The following is a 20,902-nucleotide window of genomic DNA, read 5'->3' as shown; positions in this document are numbered from 1 at the left end:
AGTCGTGCTGCTGATTTGCCGCTGGTAATTGACTGCCTGCGCTATTACGCTGGCTGGGCAGACAAGATTGAAGGGACCACAATTCCCATTCGTGGGAACCATTTCTGTTACACACGACGTGAACCACTGGGTGTCGCCGGGCAGATCATTCCCTGGAATTTTCCCCTGTTAATGGTCGCGTGGAAATGGGCACCTGCTTTGACGGCAGGTTGTACGATCGTGATGAAGCCCGCTGAGCAGACCCCATTGTCCTGTCTGCGACTGGCGGAGCTCTCACTGGAGGCAGGCATTCCTCCCGGAGTCATAAATGTCATCCCCGGTTATGGCCCGACAGCAGGCGCTGCGCTGGTGAAGCATCCCGATGTTGATAAAATTGCGTTTACCGGTGAAGACGCGACCGCCAAAATCATCATGGCTGATGCCGCTGCCACTTTGAAGCGGTTAACATTCGAACTGGGTGGCAAAAGCCCTAACGTGGTATTTGCAGACTGCGACCTTGATGCAGCAGTTGCCGGCGCGGAATTCGGCCTGTTCTTCAACCAGGGGCAATGCTGCTGTGCCGGGAGCCGACTGTTTGTGGAAGAATCGGTCCATGAAGAATTCGTTGCGAAAATCGTGGAAAAAGCAGCAGCCCGCAAACTGGGAGATCCCCTGAACCCGGAAACCACGCAGGGACCGCAGGTCGATCAGGCACAGATGGAAAAAATTCTGAGCTACATACAGAAAGGCAATGCTGCCGGGGCAAAATGTGTCACGGGGGGATCCCGTTTTGGTTCCAAAGGTTATTTTGTGGAACCTACGATCTTTGATCATGTGACCGACGAAATGCCTATTGCCACCGATGAGATCTTCGGACCGGTATTGAGTATCCTGCCCTTCAAAAATGTGGAAGAAGTTGTTGCGCGGGCAAATAATACCCATTTCGGGCTGGCTGCTGCAGTCTGGACCAGTGATGTGAAGAAGGCGCATCTGATGGCTGATCGGATCAAAGCCGGGACTGTCTGGGTCAACTGTTATGACGTGTTTGATGCAGCAGCGCCCTTTGGCGGATTCAAACGCAGTGGTATCGGCCGTGAACTGGGCGCTGCAGGACTGGCCAGTTATACAGAATTGAAAACGGTGACGATGAATCTGGATTGAGTTATCCCTTCCTGAAGAGATCTCCTGTGAAGAATGCCTTGATGGCAGGTGCTCGAACTTACTGTCACATAGTAGTTTAGAATCAAATATTTCTGGCGCGGATTAGAGTCTGAGGATCGACCCTAACTGGTGATCTGCTATAATCGGCCCGAATCTGGTCATCGATTACTCAAGAACAGGAAGTTCGGATGGGCTCTTGGCACATTATCTTTACATTGGGAATCTTTCTGGCGGCAGGACTGCTGTCAGGAACGCTGGGAGAACTGTTTCGCCTGCCCAAGGTAACCGCCTATTTATTGATGGGCGTGATTCTGGGGCCGGCGATCTTTGACCTGATTCCGCACAAACATCTGGAAGAACTGAAGCCGCTTACCGACCTGGCAATGGCGCTGGTTTTATTCGGCCTGGGAAACCATTTTACACTTTCACGGCTGAGGCGATTATTTCGTCGCGTTCTGCCTCTCTCGGCAGGAGAAATCCTCGCAACATTTTTTATCGTTTTTATCGGATTGCTGCTGGTCGGTGAATCGGGTGGGGCCGCTATCCTGCTGGGGGCCATGGCGATTGCCACCGCGCCTGCAACCACCATTCTGGTACTCAAGGAAATGCAGTCAGAAGGACCGATTTCCGAATATACCGGCATCCTGGTCGCGCTGAATAATTTAGTCTCCATTATCGCATTTGAGATAATATTCGTCGCCGTGTATTTCTTTCAGGGTGACAGTCAGCAGACCTCCGTTCTCAGGCAGTTAGGCTATCTGGGGCTGGATATCTTTGGTTCGATCTTTATTGGTGTATTCGGAGGCCTGATGATCAGCTACGGCAGTTCCATCATAAAAGGAAACCGCCGGATGATCATGTTTATTGCATTGATCGCGATCGCTTTAGGATTGTGTCGCACCACGGGCATGCCCTACATGCTGACATTTCTTGCAATGGGATTCACTGTCGCAAACTCTTTGACAGAGGAAGAAGTTCCCAAAGTCGAAGCCGAGTTATATCCATTGACTGGATTTTTGTGTGTTCTGTTCTTCATTATCCATGGAGCCGAATTAAAACCGAGTCAATTTATTGAAGCGGGATTGATTGGTTCCAGCTATATCGTGTTACGTCTGCTGGGTAAATATATTGGAATTTTTATACCGGCGCGGATGCGTAAGGAAGAACCGGAAGTATCAAACTGGCTGGGAACCACATTGTTTGCCCAGGCGGGGGCTGCAATTGCCCTGTCCGGAATTGCCGTCAGTCGCGATCCAGTGATGGGAGGGCATCTGCAGACGATTATTCTGGGTTCGGTTGTGTTCTTTGAGATTGTCGGACCAATTATGATCCGCCAGTCTGTATTGCGGGCAGGTGAAGTTCCATTGATCAACGCCATCCACCATACGGCCGGTGATCCCATCAGTGAATTTCAGTCAATGATTCGGCGTTTTCTGGTTTCTTTCGGCCTGCTTTCGGAAATCGATCAGCCTGCGGATCAGATACTCGTAGAACAGCTCTACCGCAAAAATGTGAAAGGTATCGCACAGACGGCGACATTTAATGAAGTCATCACCTTTATCGAACACAGCCACGACAATACCTTTCCGGTATTGGGACCTCAGGCTGAAGTGGTTGGCGTGATTCGTTACCAGGATTTGAGTAACACCCTGTTTGATCCGAAGATTGGTTCGCTGGTACGAGCTGCCGACCTGGCGAACAATCTGGAAACAGTCGTATATCCCGATGACTCGCTGGCACGCGTCTGGAGTAAATTTCGGGAAGATTCATACGACTGTCTGCCCGTCGTTTCCCGCGAGCAGCCTCATCGGATGCTGGGAGTGATTCGACGCTGGGAGATTCTGAAATATTACATCAAAGGTCACCGATCTGCTCAAAGTAATGAATCAAAGTGACTGGCAGCAGCTGGCTGAACCGCCCAGGCCCGGTATTGCGATTTGCTTGAAAACGACTAAACTGCAGGAAGTAATCTGATCATTGCCTGCTATCAGAAACCAGACAGAATTTAATTCGAGGATATAAGATTGTGAAACGTGTTGCATTAATTACAGGGATTAATGGTCAGGATGGATATTATTTATCAGCGTTTCTGAAAAGTAAAAACTATGAAGTTCATGGAATTACTTCCTGCAGCAAACCAGGCATCGGTGAACCTCCCGAGAACTGTTATTACTGTGATTTTGCAGATGGCTCCAATCTGAATCAGATCATGGATACGGTAAAACCGGATGAAGTCTATCACCTGGCAGCACAGAGCCATGTCAGACTTTCGTTCGACATTCCTGTTTACACCGCCGAAGTCACCGGAGTCGGTACGCTGCGACTGCTGGAAGCCATTCGCTATTTTGAACAGAAGAGTGAGAAACAGGTCCGCTTCTACCAGGCTTCTTCCAGCGAGATGTTTGGCAAGGTGGTTGAGACACCGCAAAGCGAAACGACTCCCTTTCATCCCCGCAGTCCCTATGCCTGTGCGAAAGTCTTTTCTTACTGGCAGACAATTAATTATCGAGAATCCTACGGGATGTTTGCCTGTAACGGTATTCTGTTCAACCATGAATCTCCCCGACGTGGTGAAGCATTCGTTACCAGAAAAATCACTCAAGCGGTGGCCCGGATTAAGCTGGGATTACAGGAAAAGCTGTATCTGGGAAATATCGACGCGAAACGGGACTGGGGATTTGCCGGTGATTACGTCGAAGCGATGTGGCTGATTTTGCAGCAGGAGAAACCGGATGATTTCGTGATCGGTACCGGGGAAACGCATTCCGTCCGGGAATTTCTGGAAGCGGCATTCGGATCGGTGGAACTGGACTGGAAGAAGTATGTCGAAATCGATCCGCGATTTTACCGCCCCGCGGAAGTCGAGCTGTTGTGTGCCGATCCCACCAAGGCACGAGAAAAACTGAAATGGGAACCGAAAGTATCTTTTGAGGAACTGGCCCGGTTGATGGTCGATGCCGATCTGAAACGGACTCAGCAGGAAAAAATTCTGAACGAATCTTCTAACTGAATCGCTTGATTCTTTTCCTCTTCCCGCACGGATCAGTACCATGTCAGTTCGAACCGAGATAGAAGAACTTCGCAAGCAGCTCGAACATCATAATCGTCTGTATTATCTCGATGCCAAACCGGAAATCACCGACCGTGAATACGACCGGTTAATGAAGCGGCTGGAACAGCTCGAAGCAGAGCATCCTGAATTCGATTCTCCCGAGAGCCCCACAAAAAAAGTGGGGGGCGCACCAATCGAGGGCTTTAAAACAGTCGCCCATCGATTACCCATGTTATCCATCGATAATATCTTTGAGCTCGACGTTCTGACAGACTTCGAAACCCGAATCTGCAAACTACTGGGAGTAGACCAGGTTGAACTCACTGCAGAATATAAAATTGACGGAGTTGCTGTCTCACTGATTTATGAGCAAGGCCGACTCGTTCAAGGGCTGACGCGGGGGGATGGTCAGCAGGGAGATGACATCACACACAACGTACGGACGATTCGCGGGGTGCCCCTGCGGCTGGAAACAGAGAATCCTCCGGAGCTGCTGGAAGTCAGAGGAGAGGCCTACATCAGCAACTCTGATTTTCAGGTCCTGAATGTAGAAATGCAGAAACAGGGCAAAGAGCCGTTTGCGAACCCGCGAAATACAACCGCCGGCGGCCTGAAACTGTTGGATCCCAAACTGTGTGCCCGACGTAAGATTCGTTTTTTTGCCCACGGGGTGGGGGCGATGGCGGGAGTTGATTATCAGACCCACATCAAATACCTGGCTGCCATACAGGAAATGGGCATCCCCGCGACACCGGACGTGAAAGCGTTTCCCGATCTGAAAGCCACGATGGTACAGGTGCAGACCATGATGGATGGGCTGCATAACCTGGATTTTGAAGTGGATGGCATTGTACTGAAAGTCAATCGGTTTGATCAGCGGGAAGAACTGGGTAACACTTCAAAAAGTCCCCGCTGGGTCGTCGCTTATAAATGGGAGCGATACGAAGAAGTCACGAAGGCAGAGTCAATTGTGTTTCAGGTGGGGAAAACCGGTACGGTCACACCGGTCGCCAATCTGGAACCGGTGACCATTGCGGGGACCACGGTTTCCAGGGCGAGCCTGCATAATCGGGATGAAATGGAACGCCTGGGAATTCAGATCGGCGACTGGGTTGTTGTGGAAAAAGCCGGCAAAATTATTCCCCATGTTGTCCGTGTGGAAGAGCATCGTCGTGATGGCAGTCAGCAGGAGCTGGCGTTTCCGAGACATTGCCCGGAATGTGATACCCTGCTCGTGCAGGATGAGGGGGGCGTGTATATCCGCTGTCCGAATCCCAACTGTCCCGCCATGGTTCGGGAAACTCTGCGATACTACGCCTCTCGCCAGGCGATGGACATTGAAGGCATGGGCATCAAGATGATTGAGCAACTGCTTGAGAAAGATCTGCTGAAAGGCCTGGCAGACATCTATCGGCTACATGATCATTATGGTGCCCTGGTGGCACTCGAGCGGCAGGGGGAAAAATCGATTGAAAATCTGCTGGCGGGAATTGAAAACTCTAAAACGCAACCACTCTGGCGACTGTTGACGGGCCTGAATATCAGGCACGTCGGTTCGAGTAACGCCCGCATTCTGGAGAAACAGTTTGGCACCATCGATGAAATCGCACAGCAGAGTGTAGAAGAACTGGCAGCCGTCGATGAAATCGGCCCCGTGATTGCCGAATCCGTCTATAATTTTTTCCACTCTGATTTCGGTACGAAGCTGATCGATGATCTGAAGGCGGAAGGACTGAATATGGGAAGTCCGGTCGAAAAACAGGCAGAAACATCCGGAGTGCTCACTGGGAAAACTCTGGTTGTGACCGGAACGTTAACTCAGTTTACCCGTGATGAAGCGAAAGAGCTGATTCGTAAACATGGTGGCAAGGCTTCTGGCAGTGTTTCTGCCAAAACGGATTATCTTGTGGCGGGTGAAAAAGCAGGCACTAAACTGACGAAAGCGGAAGAGTTGAATGTCCCTGTCCTGTCAGAATCCGAATTTCTGGAACTGCTGGGCGAAACAGAATAATGAATCCTGAATCGGCAGAAGATCAATCTCAGGCGAACATACCAGCAAAAGTAGAGACCATGTCAGACAACCAGTTATTCCAGGTCTGATAAGACAGCAGGTCCGGTGTGGTATCAGGCATGATCTGGAATCGATTGTGTCAGATTCATCTTCCGCAGCCGCGCCAGTCGTGACTGGAGTTCTGGTTCATTCTGATAAAGTTGATCCAGTTCCCAGAGATCCATGAAGACCCGTCCCCGGTTCAGTTGCAGACAGGATTCGAGTGTTGTTTCGATCGAACTGAAATTCGGCAGGCTGTAATGCCCGCTTTGCTCCAACTGTTCGAGCATGCCATTACCCGGACGTGTGGGGATAAGAGAACAGCAGGAGACTCCCCGGGAAAAAGCATACTCTACCGAGCGAATCGCCCAGTCAATGCCCTCCTGTTCTTTCAGAAACGGAGGCTTCAAAAGAATGAATGCCCTGGTCTGAATACCATGCTCTAATAAGAAATCAGTGGCGCGGACAAAATCATCCAGTGACATTCTTTTATTCAAAGCCGTGAGAATTTGCGGATGAATAGTTTCCAGTCCCAGTGCGATTTCGAGTTGCCCTGTGAGTTGCTGTTGAAAGTCGATGCAGGTCTGGTTGCAGAGCAGGGGATGATTTTCCACAATCACCCGATCATGGTTTATGACGAGTGCAGCAATGCCAGACAGATCTTCTGGCAGGATCGCTTTGGCGTCAAAGAAATTGCCACTGTTATACAGTTTGATCTGACGGGCAGGTGGCAGGTTTGCCAGTGCGTAGCGGATCTGTCCGATGATCTGTCCCGGCTTCAGGGATTCGTCCAGCGTGTTTTTCCAGAGATCACACATCAGGCAGCGAAACGGGCATTCACGATTGGTCAGAAAAATGGTTGAGATTTCGGCAGTCTGGCCCACTGTGACATACTCGGTTTCATTCAGAAACGCATACGGCTGCAGTGGGCTGACTCTGTTTTTAGGAGGGCGGGCCGCCAGGATCTGTTGATCGGTGATCTCAGGAAGGTGCATTTGTTATTCATACAGAGAGAGCAGAGTCTGGCGATATTTCTTTTCTGAATCGGAAAACAGGGACTGGAAGGATTCTCGATTTACTGTGCCTTCCTGAAAACGTCGCTTGGGATAAACGGGCATGGAAAGACCAGTCACCTGCTTCACGCCGCGACAGACGATATCACCCTTGAGTGCATAAAGTTTCTCATGGTTCCATTCGGTGAGCTCGATAAAGGGAATCCCTTCGGCGACTTCAATCACATTCGGCAGAGCATACGGACTGAAACCGTGAAAACCGAGGCTGCGCGCCGGCGCATAGGTTCTGACATGTCCGCGGCTGAGACCGCCCGAATAAGTCAAGGAATGCTTGACAGCTTCGACCCCCCAGCCTTCCTGATAGAGCATGGAATTATTCAGTACGCTGCGAATGGTGAGTTCCGGATTCGCTTCGATCGGATAATCCTTGAGATTTTCATCACCCCCATCGCCGTCGATCAGATATTTCCAGCGGGGATAGAGAGCCCTGATTTTTTTGCATAATGCATAGGTCATCGTCGCAGCCTGGACATCCAGTTGCTTGTAATCTTCCACAATCCGTATGGTTTCTGCACAGTCCAGGCTATTCTGAGGGACATCGACCACTTCCAGAAACAGGCTGAGATTCATCTGCTCCAGGAACTGCCTTGCCTGCCTGCAGTCGCTGCCTGCGCCATCGATTGAGAGCGAGAATGCTTTCAAGCGGGATGGAGATTCCTTGCGCATCAGCAGGGCATGATAGACCAGTAGAAAGATCGCCCCACTGTCGACTCCCCCTGAGAACAGGACTCCGATCGGCTGGTGCGGGGGAATGGTATCAAGCCACTTGTGGATCTCATGCGAAACTGCGCTGATATACGCCTTTCCTATCTCATCCAGTCGGGTGGAAAGTCTGTTTCGGGCAGGGGTAAAGAATCGTGTCGTTTTGGGATTCGGATCAGGACAGCCGATCAATTGCAGTTCAAGAATGTAATGAGCGGGAACCATCCGTGTGTAAGATGGATGGAACTGGTCATCCAGACCTTCGCTTTTGAGATAATCATAGATTTCATCAATGCGCTCGGCGATGATCAGGCAGGGGCCTGCTGTCCGTTTTGCCAGAAAGAACCGCATCGGTCTGCCTATCGAACGCGCCATGCGGATGCAGGTGCCGTTCTTATGTACCAGGGCAAACTGTCCATCAATTTGACGCACCTGTTCTGCGGATCCGCTGCCTACAATTTCCGTAGCTTCTTCAAACGTCATGTTGAAGATCAGGTTTGCATCGGCGTCCAGCAGATTGACTAGACGTTCCACATATTCTTCATGAATCATTTAAATCTATCCTGAGATTTAAAATGGACGAACTGGATGGCTCTTGGTGTAGCGGCAATTTTATGATTCGGCTTCTGAAATGAGAACACCCAACAACAAATTGGTCTTTCTTTTATGAAAAAATCTGATTTACGGAACTATTGATGTGTCAACTAATATGCTCTTTTGATTCTTACGAGCCAAATGTGATCAGAGAACAGAATCGCGCTGTCATTAAGTTGGCTGTCATAAAAAATGACTGGGATTGATCGATGATCTCCGAGGTTTCGATCATACATGTGAGACTGTTTATGTGCGTGTTTACTTCTGCCGCAGAGCTTCTGCGGTTCTAAATAATACCATCTGGCTCTTTAATAATCTTGAGGGACATATTCTGAGAAGGTTGCCTGAAGTTGTTGCTGTTGGATCGCTGGTTTCGAAACAGCCGTCACTTGTAATGAAGTCTCAGTCAGCTCTCCCTGGTAGAACTGCAATCATGTCTGGTTGCTAAAGCTCTTTAAGATAGTTAGTTAAGTTTATCCTGAGTTAACATTCTGCGAGAGGGACTGTGGATGTGAACCGTTGACGTTCCCGTATTATCGAATATACTGCAGGCTAAGCTGAGGCTTTGATCATGCGCCCGGATCTCTTCAGGTACCCGCTTTCAGTGCGCTCAAAACGCCCGGAAACTTAAACGCTCTTCATTTTTCAAAAGTCAATTCATCATGTTAAACAGCGACGGACCACGGATATCCCCCCCCCGGTCTCTGAAAATCAGTACCGATAAAACAAATGAACCATTTCGCCAGGCGCTGGGCCTGGATGAGAATGGAAATTCGACATGCAATGAAGATCGTGATGAGATCCTGCGGTACCTCAATCTGCAATTGATCGCCAATGGTTACCCGGCTGCTCTAACTGACGCAGACCGTACCTTTGCTGAAGTCGCAAAAGGTCTGCTGGAAAATCATCGTCAGAAAAACCGTCTGCTGGTGAACCATCGCTGTCCGGCGGATCAGCGGATTGAACGTTTTCTGCAATCACATTTCAGTGATGTCCCCGGAGGCGGCGATCTGAAATTACCCGGTCGCACACTGGTTCTGGATCGCTTTGGCCTGGCCCGGGAATTGTCTCTGCCAATTGAGCACGACGAGTTTTTCAGCGATCTGGTGCAATCTTACCGGGTCAAGAATGGTGTATTACATAATCCCAAACATGACCGCCGCACGACGGTCGGAACGTTTCATGTCACCGAAGGCGGACTGCCGATTGCCGGTGATAAAAGAGCCGTTCCGCGGGCAACCTTTGTGAAAATGTTCGAAAGTGCGATGGCGCCCCCGGACGATCTGAAACTGTTTCCATTTACTTCACGGCAGGAAGAACCGGCTTCAGGCTGGGCTTCATTATTATTGCGTCCGATCGTCTGTCCCGAAGTGAAAGGCGTCACCCCTGAAAAACGGATGGAAGTGCGTTTTTTCGCTCCCGGTACGCTGGTGAGTAACCTGGATTTCGTAGAATCCATTTTTGGGAATGCCGGCGATCCTTACGTGCCTGTCAACGATGCTGGTCTGGATGTAATGCACTGGACCGGACATACCGGCGCTGTCATCCTGGCACCGCATCTGACTAAGTTGACCAAAAAGGAGGTCGGCTTGCCTCACTGGGATGACGCGACAGAACGACAGCAGCGGGACAGCATGTGCTGGAAAACGGAAGACGAACTCTACAACGACGGGATGGCATTTAAAATGACCTGTCGCACTGATGCCGGTGTGATTGTCACACTGATCGCGGATAACTACTTTGGTTACTGCAAAAAGGAAGTCAAAACCCAGATCAGTTACTCTGCCAACCTGTTTGGAAATGCGGAAGAAGAACACGCCGGTGGAACGATGGCTTATCCCAGTTACAATCTGGGTGAAGGCTTTCAGATGAACAGCGTTCGCTATAACGGCCGTACTTTTAAGGATGTCCTCAATGATTATGGCGATCACATTGAGGGTAAAGCAGAGGGGTATGGAATCGATCGGATTTATCCGGAACTGATCTATATCCCGGAAGACGCTTACGCCAGTCTGCCTGAACAATGTATCCGCTGGACCCGGGATGGCAATCAGCATTCGATCCCGTTGCTCCCCGGAAATGTTTACATGGCTCCCTCAGGGTACCACCTGCGGATGGAAAAGCACCCGGCAGCTCCCTCCTGGCGGATCGTCGGTACGACGGGAGAAGGCATATTCTGTCATAAGCCGTGTACCGTGTCTGGCGGTGGTAAAAGCGAAATCAGTAAATCAGTGATGGATTACATGCTGTATGGGCCCGTCTTTGTTTCTGATTATGAAAAAGATATGGAATACGTCCGCGAAATCATTGAGCGGGATTATTCAGATCGCTGGCTGGAACCCCTGGCGAAAGGGGATCCCAATCTACGTCCCAGCCGTAAAGTGCTGGATCAGAACCGTTCGCTGGGGAGCGTGATTAAACTTTTGACTCCCTCACCGGCTTACACTGCTGAGTTCAACAACTGGCTGAATGAGATTCCGGATCATATCCGGGCGCTGGTCTTCATTATCAAACGGATTTACTGGTCCGACTGGGGACAGGACTGGGACAACCATTTTGGCGTAGACATCGTGAATGGAACCTACGGTCATGAATTGAAGTATCGGGAACGCAAGCTGGTGGGAACGTATCTGCGGGTCGGTCTGTTTTCGTTGTCTGGCTGGCGTACCTTCAAAGTGCGCCAGGATTTCATCGCTTCGATGAAGATTCAGACCGAGGATGACATCAGCGCTTCCGTTGTCGTTCCCGCCCGGGCCTTGAGCCACCTGGCTGAAGGGGAAAAATCCGAAAGCTGCAAGTTTGTGATCAACAGTGAATATCGCCTGTTTCAACGGCCCGATGATGCGATCGTCCGTGGCCTGGATAAACAGACGGAAGCCGACCTGTCACGTCCCGGTAATTTTATTTCGAATTTTGAGCCGTTGACCAATCAGCAGGTTCGCGAGATGAGCAAGTACGTAGTCGACTTTGATGCTTTCAGTTCCCCCATGCAGGAAATGCTGAAGTCAGCGGAAGAATCAAACAGCAGTTATGTGGTCTGCTCGGCGAATCCACGCCAGATTGATGGCAAACCCACGAAGAACCCGCGCTACCTGCAGATTCGCCCTGACCTGGTAAAGCCATTCAATACGTATGTTGCCAAGATGGCCACACGGCTGTTCCGGGCGATTCCCGCCGATCAACCGGTTCACAATCCCGTCAACGCAGTCATGCTGGGACGCCGCAATAATCCTCCTGATAAAGAAAAGGGAATTCGCAGTCTTGCCGTCTATTCCCCCATTCATTATCAGGAACTGCCCGAGTTGTTCATGGACTTTATCTGTTCCCTGACCGGCAAAAGTCCGTCTACAACCGGTGCCGGCAGTGAAGGCGCTTTGACCAAAGGTCCCTTCAACGCATTACGTCCCGCCGCAGATCTGAACAGTGCGCTGGTTGGGTTCATCCTGACCGGGTACGCCGGTTTTTCAACGGCCGCCGGTCATATCGGACCGAATGTTCGTGTCGACCATGATATCAGCCTGCTGATTCCGGAAATCTGGTGCCGTATGTCATCTGAAGAACGCGATCCGGAATTCCTGATCAAAGAAGGTCTTCTGGAACCGCTCCAGGACTTCGATTATGAGGGGCAACAGATCCCTGCGAGCCGCCTGGGATATCGTATCACCTATAAATTCCTGCTGCGGTTCTTTGGACGCGTTTTCGATAACCCGGCTTCGGTCTTTGATGAGACAATTCTCAAGCCGGAGAAACAGGATCTGGAATCGTTTGTAGACGGCATTCAGTATATTGCGGAAGCACAACAGCGTGTGGCGCTGCAGTATTTTCAGGATGGTTCCTACGAAGAATCCTGTCCGCCGCTGCAGGCTGTTCTGTCAATTATGGCACACGGTGAGTGGAAGGGGCATACCATTCATGACCCGGAAGTCCGATCCCTGTTTACGCGGGAATCACTCCTGAAAAGTGAGTGGTATCAGAAACGTCTGCTGGCGCGACAGGAGCGGGAAGCCAAATTACTGAGCCGTCATCTGGAGTACCTGGATGCATTCGCCGTACATCCGGGGTATGACCGGGAAGTACCTCGTCTCGGAATTCCAGAACGGCGGGAATGGGTCGAGAAACAACTGGCGCATGTATCTTCTCCTGGATATCTGGAAGAACTGTCCGGCATGATCGGTGCGCAACCTGGAGCGGATTTGAATCTGTCTACTGAATAAAGCAGTGCACGAGCGGTTTCGCTTTCCAGATGATCTGCTAAAATGCCCGCTGTCACCGTATCCCGGTGGTCAGAACTGGTGTCTTAACTGCATCAGCCTGCGTACCGGATCTGTCCATCTGTTCTGTTTTTCAGGATTATGGTTGCAGAGACACGGTAAAGCCAAATGTCATTACCAGTCCATCCTCATTTTTAGACAGTTAGTACAGGTTTCCCAGGTATGTCCGATCGCGCTGCTCGAATTGAAGCTCTCTACGCCGCCATTCAGAAACGAATTCTGATACTGGATGGGGCGATGGGAACCATGATTCAGAACCATAAACTGAAAGAAGCCGATTACCGGGGTTCACGGTTTGCCGCCTATCACATGGACATCGCGGGGAATAATGATCTGCTGAGCCTGACGCAACCAGATATCATTCGGGAAATTCACCGCGAATACCTCGAAGCAGGGGCAGATATTATTGAGACCAACACGTTTAATGGAACGCGTCTGTCTCAAAGTGATTATGAGATGGAATCACTGGTACACGAACTCAACCAGGAATCTGCCCGGCTGGCACGCGAGGTTGCCGATGAGATCACCGCAGAGAATCCGGACAAGCCACGCTGGGTCGCCGGAGTGCTGGGGCCCACGAGCCGTACTTGTTCGATCTCTCCCGATGTGAATGACCCGGGGGCGCGAAATGTAACCTACGACGAACTGGTCGAAAACTATCTGGAATCGATCGATGGTCTGGTCAAGGGGGGCATCGATCTGATTCTGATCGAAACCATATTCGATACCCTCAATGCGAAAGCAGCTGTATTCGCAGTAAAGACGTATTTTCAACGGGAAAATATTGAGCTGCCGATCATGATTTCAGGCACGATCACCGATGCTTCCGGAAGAACGCTTTCCGGGCAGACTACGGAAGCGTTCTGGAATTCGCTTGCGCATGCGAAACCATTTTCGATTGGTTTGAACTGCGCGCTGGGTGCCCAGGAATTGCGGCAGTATGTCAAAGAGCTCTCACGTGTCGCTGATACTTATGTTTCTGCGCACCCCAATGCCGGGCTGCCCAATGAATTCGGTGAATACGATCAGTCAGCAGCAGAGATGGCAGAGATCGTCGATGAATTTGCGGAAAGCGGTTTTCTGAATATTCTGGGCGGATGTTGCGGGACGACCCCGGCGCACATTAAGGCCATCGCGGAAGCGATGGAAAAACATTACCCGCGACCTATTCCCGACATTGAACCGGCACTGCGTCTCTCCGGACTGGAACCGTTCAATGTCACGAAAGACAGTCTGTTTGTGAATGTCGGCGAACGGTGTAACGTGACCGGTTCAGCCCGTTTTAAACGACTCATTAAGGAAGACGATTACGATACGGCGCTGGAAGTGGCATTAGAGCAGGTACAAAACGGTGCCCATGTGATGGATGTCAACATGGATGAGGGCATGCTCGATGCAGTGAAAGCCATGACTCTGTTTCTGAACCTGGTCGCAACAGAACCGGAAATTGCGCGGGTGCCTGTGATGGTGGACTCTTCCAAATGGGAAGTGATCGTCGCCGGTCTGAAATGTATTCAGGGCAAACCGATTGTTAACTCAATCAGTCTGAAAGAAGGCGAAGCAGAATTTCTGGAGCGGGCCCGGCTGTGTCAGATGTACGGAGCAGCTGTGGTCATAATGGCATTTGACGAAGAAGGTCAGGCGGATACCCAGAAACGAAAAACGGAAATCTGTGAACGCTCATACAATCTGCTGGTGAATGAACTCCAGTTCCCTCCCCAGGACATCATCTTCGATCCCAATATCTTCGCAGTTGCGACGGGTATCGACGAGCATAACAACTATGCGGTTGATTTCATCGAAGCCACCCGCTGGATCCGACAGAACCTGCCTTACGCGAGTGTTTCTGGCGGCGTTTCGAATGTCTCTTTCTCCTTTCGGGGCAATAATCCGGTCCGCGAAGCGATTCATTCCGTCTTCCTGTACTACGCGATCCAGGCTGGAATGAATATGGGGATCGTGAATGCCACTCAACTGGCGGTTTACGATGATCTGCCAGCTGAGCTCAAGGACAACGTGGAAGACGTCATTCTGAACCGTACGCCAGAAGGAACCGAAGCATTACTGGCGATTGCCGAACAATATCGAGGTGATGGCAAAGCCGGTACTTCTAAAATGGAAGACCTGTCCTGGCGGGAACTGCCGGTCACAAAGCGTATTGAACACGCGCTGGTGAAGGGCATTTCCACTTATATTGTGGAAGATGCAGAACTCGCGCGTCAGGAACTGCCTCGTCCACTGGATGTCATCGAAGGTCCGCTCATGGATGGCATGAATGTGGTCGGGGATCTGTTCGGGGCGGGAAAAATGTTCCTGCCACAGGTTGTGAAATCCGCACGTGTGATGAAGCAGGCGGTGGCTTATCTGCAGCCCTATATCGAACTGGAAAAGCAGGAAGAAAGTAAACCCAATGGCCGCATTCTGATGGCGACCGTAAAAGGGGATGTGCACGATATCGGTAAAAATATCGTGGGGGTTGTGCTGCAGTGTAATAATTTTGAAGTCATCGACCTGGGGGTAATGGTTCCCTGTGAGACGATCTTAAAGACGGCCCGCGAAAAACAGTGTGATGTGATTGGCCTGTCTGGGCTGATTACTCCTTCCCTGGATGAGATGGTTACCGTGGCTGCTGAGATGGAGCGCCTGGGAATGGACCTGCCATTGATGATTGGCGGTGCGACCACTTCCAAAGCGCATACCGCGGTCAAAATTGAACCGCAATATACGCGAAACCAGGTTGTGTACGTCCCCGACGCCTCGCGTGCGGTGGGAGTCGCAGCCGCATTAATCTCCGATGAACAGCATGCTGACTACGTCGCGAAGATTAAAGCAGAATATGTGACCGTTCGCGAACGTGTGGCCAATCGCAAGCCGCAGGGAACTCCCGTTCCGTATGCAGAAGCGATCACGCAGGGATTACAGATTGACTGGGAGAAGTATACTCCTCCGAGACCTTCGTTTACCGGCACGCAAGTGCTCAATGATTATCCCCTGGAAAAGCTGATCGATTATATCGACTGGACGCCGTTCTTCATCAGCTGGAATCTGGTCGGGAAATATCCGCGGATCCTGGAAGACGAGCTGGTGGGTGAAGCCGCCCGGGACCTGTTCGAAAGCGGGCAGGCGATGTTAAAGAAGATTATTGACGAGAAACTGCTCAAAGCGCGAGCTGTGATAGGATTCTGGCCTGCGAATCGCGTGCAGGGAGATGATATTGAAGTCTATGCAGATGAAAATCGCGGCGAAGTCATTGCGAATCTGCACCATATTCGCCAGCAGGTGCGCAAACGGGGACAGGAAGAGAAGCCTCTGATGTCACTGGCGGATTTCATTGCCCCGAAAGAAAGCGGCCAGCAGGATTACATCGGCGGATTCGTCGTGACGGCAGGGATAGGAGCCGAGGAACTGGCGAAGTCTTATGAAGCAGAGCTTGATGACTACAGCAGTATCATGGTCAAAGCGCTTGCAGATCGACTGGCCGAAGCCTTCGCCGAGCATCTGCATGCACGTGTTCGCAGAGAATTCTGGGGATATGCTGCAGACGAATCCCTGAGCAATAATGACTTGATCAAAGAAGAGTACCAGGGCATTCGTCCTGCTCCCGGCTATCCGGCCTGTCCCGATCATACCGAGAAAGCTACGTTGTTCGAGATGTTGAATGCGGAACCAGAAATCGGCGTAAACCTGACGGAGCATTTTGCGATGTACCCGACCGCCGCTGTTTCCGGCTGGTATTTTTCTGCTCCCGAATCACGTTATTTCCACACGGGAAAAATTGATCGGGATCAACTGGCATCGCTGGCAGAGCGGAAAAATATGAGTCTAGAAGATATGGAACGCTGGCTGCGCCCCGTACTCATGGATAATTAAGCGGGCAGGGGAGGTCTCAGGATGGATAGAACTGGAAGCCTCGATCCTGTTTCTGACGAGGTTTCCATTTTTGATTCTCAGAAGATTCTGATTTGCTGTCTTCCGCGTACAGGAGTCTGCCGAGTACGAACCAGAAGTCAGACAGGCGGTTTAGGAATTGAGGTACAGCGGGGTTAATCGTCTCTTCAATTCCCCAGACCTGGATTTCCGCCTGTCGCACCATCGTGCGAATATCGTGGCAAAGGAGCACGCGCAGGCTGCCTTGGGGGAGAATAAATGAATCAAGTGGTTCGAGCGCCGGTGTGAGACTGGCGATAACTTCTGTCAATTCTTCCACAGATTCCTGAGGAAAACGTAATCGCTCTTCGCCGTCGGTGATGGGGGTGCTGATATCAGAGCCGATATCATACATTTCCTGTTGGAATGAAGTCGCCAACTGTGTCAGATTAATCTGACAAGTGTGGTCTTCTGGCAGTTTCACCGTCACGAATTCGGTTTCACAAGCATGGATAAAATAGCCCAGTTTGACAGCCACCTGTTCGACGGAGGCTAACGCTTTGATCTGCGGGCTGGCTTTCGCGATCCGTGAGCCATCATTGAGATAGGTCTGTCCCTGATCGCCGGTTTTGGTGACGATCATATTGAGATGCACTGTTCCACGTTCCGCCACGATTACATTCCTCTGTCAGACTCTGATTGCACGGTGTAAAGTTAAATGCTCAGAACCTGAAAAATTTCTGATGAAAGACTGTATCATAGTTCGTTTTAGTCAAAGGAATATATCTGAGAAGTGAGAAAAGATAATATTGACGACAGAAGGCGTCAATCAGATGCAGTACATTCGTTTTAACTGGAAATCGACGGGATTTCAGCCCAAATCATGTAGAAACAGAACAAATAAGAGACTTTACAAGCCTGGAAAGAGTCTATATACTTTCGACCGAAGCCCAGTCCTTCAAGGAATTTCGGGCTGCAGGAGAGGTGGCAGAGTGGCCGATTGCACCGGTCTTGAAAACCGGCGTGCCGCAAGGTACCGGGGGTTCGAATCCCCCCCTCTCCGCTTATCAAACTGACCAAACGCGCTAAGTTGTTGATTTCAATGACTTAGCGTTGTTTTTTGCGCGACCCAATAAACCTCCTGGTGCACAGTTGGTGCACACATTGTGCACAGGAGGTTTTGATGAGACGACGCAAGAAGTCTTCACAACGAAAGCGCGTTGGACGTGTTTCGTACTATCTTCATCACGGTGCCTGGTATCTTTACTACCTTGAATATCAAGATGGAGTAAAGGTACAACGACGACGCAAGGTGTCTGACACTGAAGAAGAAGCCGCACAGATCGCAGCGCAAATCAACGCGCAATTGGCTTCATCCAGTCCGACACCGTTTTCCTTTACGTCTGTCAGTTTTTTAAATCTGCGGCAGGCCTTTCTCAATCACCATGAAACCGTGGTGAAGTCCTCTCCGGCCACGATCAGGCGCTATCGATCAGCTACACAGCATCTTGAAAACTATTTCAATGAATGCTGTCGATCTGATCTGGCTCATTCGATCCGGGCAGACCATTTTGTGGCCTGGCTGAGGAAACAGAAAGTTTCCCCTAACGGCCATCCCAATACGGCCAAACGGACGCTTCGAGATAAAGGACTGCGTTTCGTTTTGGAAGTCTGCCGGTCGGTTTATATCTATGCCGCCCAGCAGCGTTTTCTTCCCCCCTACTTCGAAAACCCCTTCTCCAAACTCAATCTGGAGCGGATGAGAATCGAAGATGCCAAACCCATCTTTGTTTTCGATGCTGAAGACGAACTGAGTTTCTTCCAGAAAGCAGACGACTGGACATTCCCCATCCACTTTATTCTTGCCAAGACAGGATTAAGGTCAGGCGAACTGATCCATCTGCTGATCGAAGACATCGACCTGGAAAACGGATGGCTGCATGTTCGCAACAAGTCTGAACTGCACTGGAAAGTCAAAACGAGGCGCGAACGCTCTGTCCCCTTAATCGAGGAAGCAGTCGCTGTCTTACGCCGGGTGATAGGCGATCGAACATCAGGTCCTGTATTTATCCGGCACCAGTTTGACGCCTTCAGTTCACCTTTGGGGAACCTGGATCAGCTCGAGCTTCAGGAACTGCTTCAGCAACGTATTGCGCATGCTGATTCGGGGAGTGGGCTCACTCTTTCGCAAACCATGGAGGAGAAACTCGCTATAGCAGTCTGGCGTGAAGCCGGCGTGATCCGGTCGGAGCGTATGCGGAATTCATTTATTCGTACCGGCAAGTTGGCAGGCCTGAAACAGTCTTCCTGCCCCAAAAGCTGGCGGCATTCTTTTGCCACATTGCTTCAGGATGCCAACGTCGATCCGCTCATACGCCAGATCACGCTCGGCCATAAACCGAGCGAGGACGCCCGTAGCGGCGGCCTGGGCATGACTGGCGTCTATACGCACACTCGTGCCACAACACAGAGACGTGAGATCGAACGTGCATTGCGCCTCTGGCCCCAGTCTCTCGCTTATGCCAGACAATGGGCCAGTGCTAAGAAAGTGTGACTCAAAACATGCTGACTTGCTTTAAACAAATATAAAAACAAAAAAATCTAATTAAAACGGAGTGATAAATAATGAGCTATCGAGAAGAAGTTGAACTTGTACCACGGAACGGTCATACCCTGATCGTCGGGATTGTCGCGCGAATTTCTGGGTGTCAAAACCAAAAGGAAATAAGCCTTGACGACCAGGTCGATCACGGTCAAGAAATCGCGCGGGAATATTTTGATGGAGAGATCGAATTCAGAGTCATCGCAACAACAGGAAAGGGGGAGTGGCTTGACCGTCCTGAGCTCGCCGAAGTTGAAGCCAGACTTAAAGCTTACGAATTCGACTTGCTTACCTTTGAGGATATTGGACGTCTGGTTCGCGGTCCTGCAGCACACCGTATATGCGGTATTGCGGTAGACAAAGGGACAAGAGTGATTTCACCGAATGATGACTTTGATACGATTTATCCAGACTGGGAATCCAGACTTTTGGATGCGTGCAAAGAGCATATGAAGCATAATGAGCATACATCACGCCGGATCAAACATAAAAAAATGAACCATTTTAAAAAAATTGGTGGTGCGACTCCCTGCCCCATTGCTGGTTACTTCAAACCTGATGGGGCCGAGACATTCTCAGAGTGGTCAAAGAAAGAGGATGCCGCAGAGTACATCAGAAAAGGGTTACAGGTCCTGAGAAGGACACTGAATGGTGCAGCGGTAGCAGAGTACTTCAATGATGTGGGATTTCCTCCAGGCCCTTCTTGTAGAAAAAACCAATGGGACGGGAGAATGGTACTTCGTTTCTACCGCAATCCGATATTAAAAGGCTTACCCGAACGTGGTAAAATGCATACTGTCAAGAAGCATGAATATGGCAAAAGACGATCTGTCCCGAATCCGAAGGGCGCCATCCATCGGGAAGAGCCGCATCTGGCTTTCTTCTCTCCAGATGAAATCGATCCGGTCCTCGAAGCATTGGAAAGGAAGAATGCCCATTTTAAGCGTAAGAAAAAGTTAAACGGTGTAGATTCCAGATATCAAGTTCCCAAAAAGCGAACACGAGCATTCGGCCAGCATGCCACTTGTTTCTACTGTGGTTGTCATTACGTGTGGGGAGGGAACGGTATGACTGCCAACCTGATGTGCTCTAATTCCCGCGAGTGGCACTGCTGGAACTCCGTTGGGTTTCATGGGCCAAAAGCCGCACAGAAGCTGCTGGAGGTGACCCTGAAAACCCTTTCGTCACTGGATGGAATCGATACTCAGTATCAGGAGATCTTGCAGCAAGCTCAAGCTGGTGGCCCTGAAAATCTCCGTACCCGTGAAAATAAGTTAAATCGGGTCGGGGAAGGGATTGAACGTGAAAGGGAAAAGATCAAAAAACTGATCAGAGAGGTAGATAATGCTGATCCGAAACTTCTTCGTGAAATGATGTCGGAGTTGGACGAACGTGAAAAAGAACTTTCGCGTGATCGTTTAGCGCTAATTCATGCAAAAAATCGGCAACCTGATCTTCCGAAATCCACATTAGAGCTCAAGGGGTTATTGCAACATCACCTCGAAGATGTCGATATCCACTCTCATGAATTTGGTGATTTGATCCGGGAGC

11 protein-coding genes and 1 tRNA gene are annotated in these 20,902 nt (G+C 50.4%); 9 read left to right on the top strand and 3 right to left on the bottom strand.

From position 1 onward, the window contains the following. The 4 genes from AACZ40_RS19075 to ligA form a co-directional block, all read left to right on the top strand. Nucleotides 1-1,140: aldehyde dehydrogenase family protein (locus AACZ40_RS19075; protein ID WP_339675455.1), on the top strand; the 1,140-nt coding region annotated here is incomplete at its 5' end. Between the two features lie 188 nt (nucleotides 1,141-1,328). Further along, nucleotides 1,329-3,035: a cation:proton antiporter gene (locus tag AACZ40_RS19070; RefSeq protein WP_291168957.1), complete on the top strand. Its 1,707-nt coding sequence runs from the start codon at nucleotides 1,329-1,331 to the stop codon at nucleotides 3,033-3,035. A gap of 131 nt (nucleotides 3,036-3,166) precedes the next feature. After that, nucleotides 3,167-4,150: a GDP-mannose 4,6-dehydratase gene (gene gmd / locus AACZ40_RS19065; protein WP_291168955.1), complete on the top strand. Its 984-nt coding sequence runs from the start codon at nucleotides 3,167-3,169 to the stop codon at nucleotides 4,148-4,150. A gap of 40 nt (nucleotides 4,151-4,190) precedes the next feature. Further along, on the top strand, nucleotides 4,191-6,203 hold the full coding sequence (gene ligA / locus AACZ40_RS19060; RefSeq protein WP_291168952.1) for an NAD-dependent DNA ligase LigA: 2,013 nt from the start codon (nucleotides 4,191-4,193) through the stop codon (nucleotides 6,201-6,203). A gap of 113 nt (nucleotides 6,204-6,316) precedes the next feature. On the opposite strand, the gene AACZ40_RS19055 is transcribed toward ligA, so the two are convergent. Beyond that, entirely contained in the window at nucleotides 6,317-7,237 is a 921-nt protein-coding gene (locus AACZ40_RS19055; protein ID WP_291168950.1) for a radical SAM protein, read from the bottom strand. 3 nt (nucleotides 7,238-7,240) lie between these two features. Further along, the gene (locus AACZ40_RS19050) at nucleotides 7,241-8,569 is read right to left on the bottom strand and encodes an asparagine synthase-related protein (protein WP_291168948.1); all 1,329 of its coding nucleotides are present in this window, start codon (nucleotides 8,567-8,569) and stop codon (nucleotides 7,241-7,243) included. Between the two features lie 704 nt (nucleotides 8,570-9,273). On the opposite strand from AACZ40_RS19050, the gene AACZ40_RS19045 reads away from it, so the two are divergent. Continuing rightward, nucleotides 9,274-12,825 carry a hypothetical protein gene (locus AACZ40_RS19045; protein WP_291168946.1) on the top strand — a complete coding sequence of 1,184 codons (3,552 nt, stop codon included), beginning with the start codon at nucleotides 9,274-9,276 and terminating at the stop codon, nucleotides 12,823-12,825. A 219-nt stretch (nucleotides 12,826-13,044) separates the two neighbouring features. Then, nucleotides 13,045-16,752, top strand: coding sequence for a methionine synthase (metH, locus tag AACZ40_RS19040; protein WP_291168944.1), 3,708 nt, complete (start codon nucleotides 13,045-13,047; stop codon nucleotides 16,750-16,752). A 16-nt stretch (nucleotides 16,753-16,768) separates the two neighbouring features. Here the strand turns inward: metH and AACZ40_RS19035 are convergent, their stop codons facing one another. Then, a complete protein-coding gene (locus AACZ40_RS19035) occupies nucleotides 16,769-17,422 on the bottom strand; it encodes an ATP:cob(I)alamin adenosyltransferase (protein ID WP_291168941.1) in 654 nt (217 codons plus the stop codon). A 305-nt stretch (nucleotides 17,423-17,727) separates the two neighbouring features. On the opposite strand from AACZ40_RS19035, the gene AACZ40_RS19030 reads away from it, so the two are divergent. From AACZ40_RS19030 to AACZ40_RS19020, 3 genes are all read left to right on the top strand, one after another. Continuing rightward, nucleotides 17,728-17,812: transfer RNA gene (locus tag AACZ40_RS19030), tRNA-Ser, on the top strand. 120 nt (nucleotides 17,813-17,932) lie between these two features. Beyond that, nucleotides 17,933-19,303, top strand: coding sequence for a tyrosine-type recombinase/integrase (locus AACZ40_RS19025; protein ID WP_291168938.1), 1,371 nt, complete (start codon nucleotides 17,933-17,935; stop codon nucleotides 19,301-19,303). 71 nt (nucleotides 19,304-19,374) lie between these two features. After that, nucleotides 19,375-20,902 (top strand): recombinase family protein (locus AACZ40_RS19020; protein ID WP_339675445.1); only part of this gene is annotated, 1,528 nt, incomplete at its 3' end.

Origin of the sequence: uncultured Gimesia sp. (genome assembly GCF_963972345.1) — a bacterium.
In the GTDB taxonomy this organism is placed as follows: Bacteria; Planctomycetota; Planctomycetia; order Planctomycetales; family Planctomycetaceae; genus Gimesia.
Note: the sequence above shows the minus strand (reverse complement) of the source record. Positions and strands in the feature narration are given on the sequence as shown.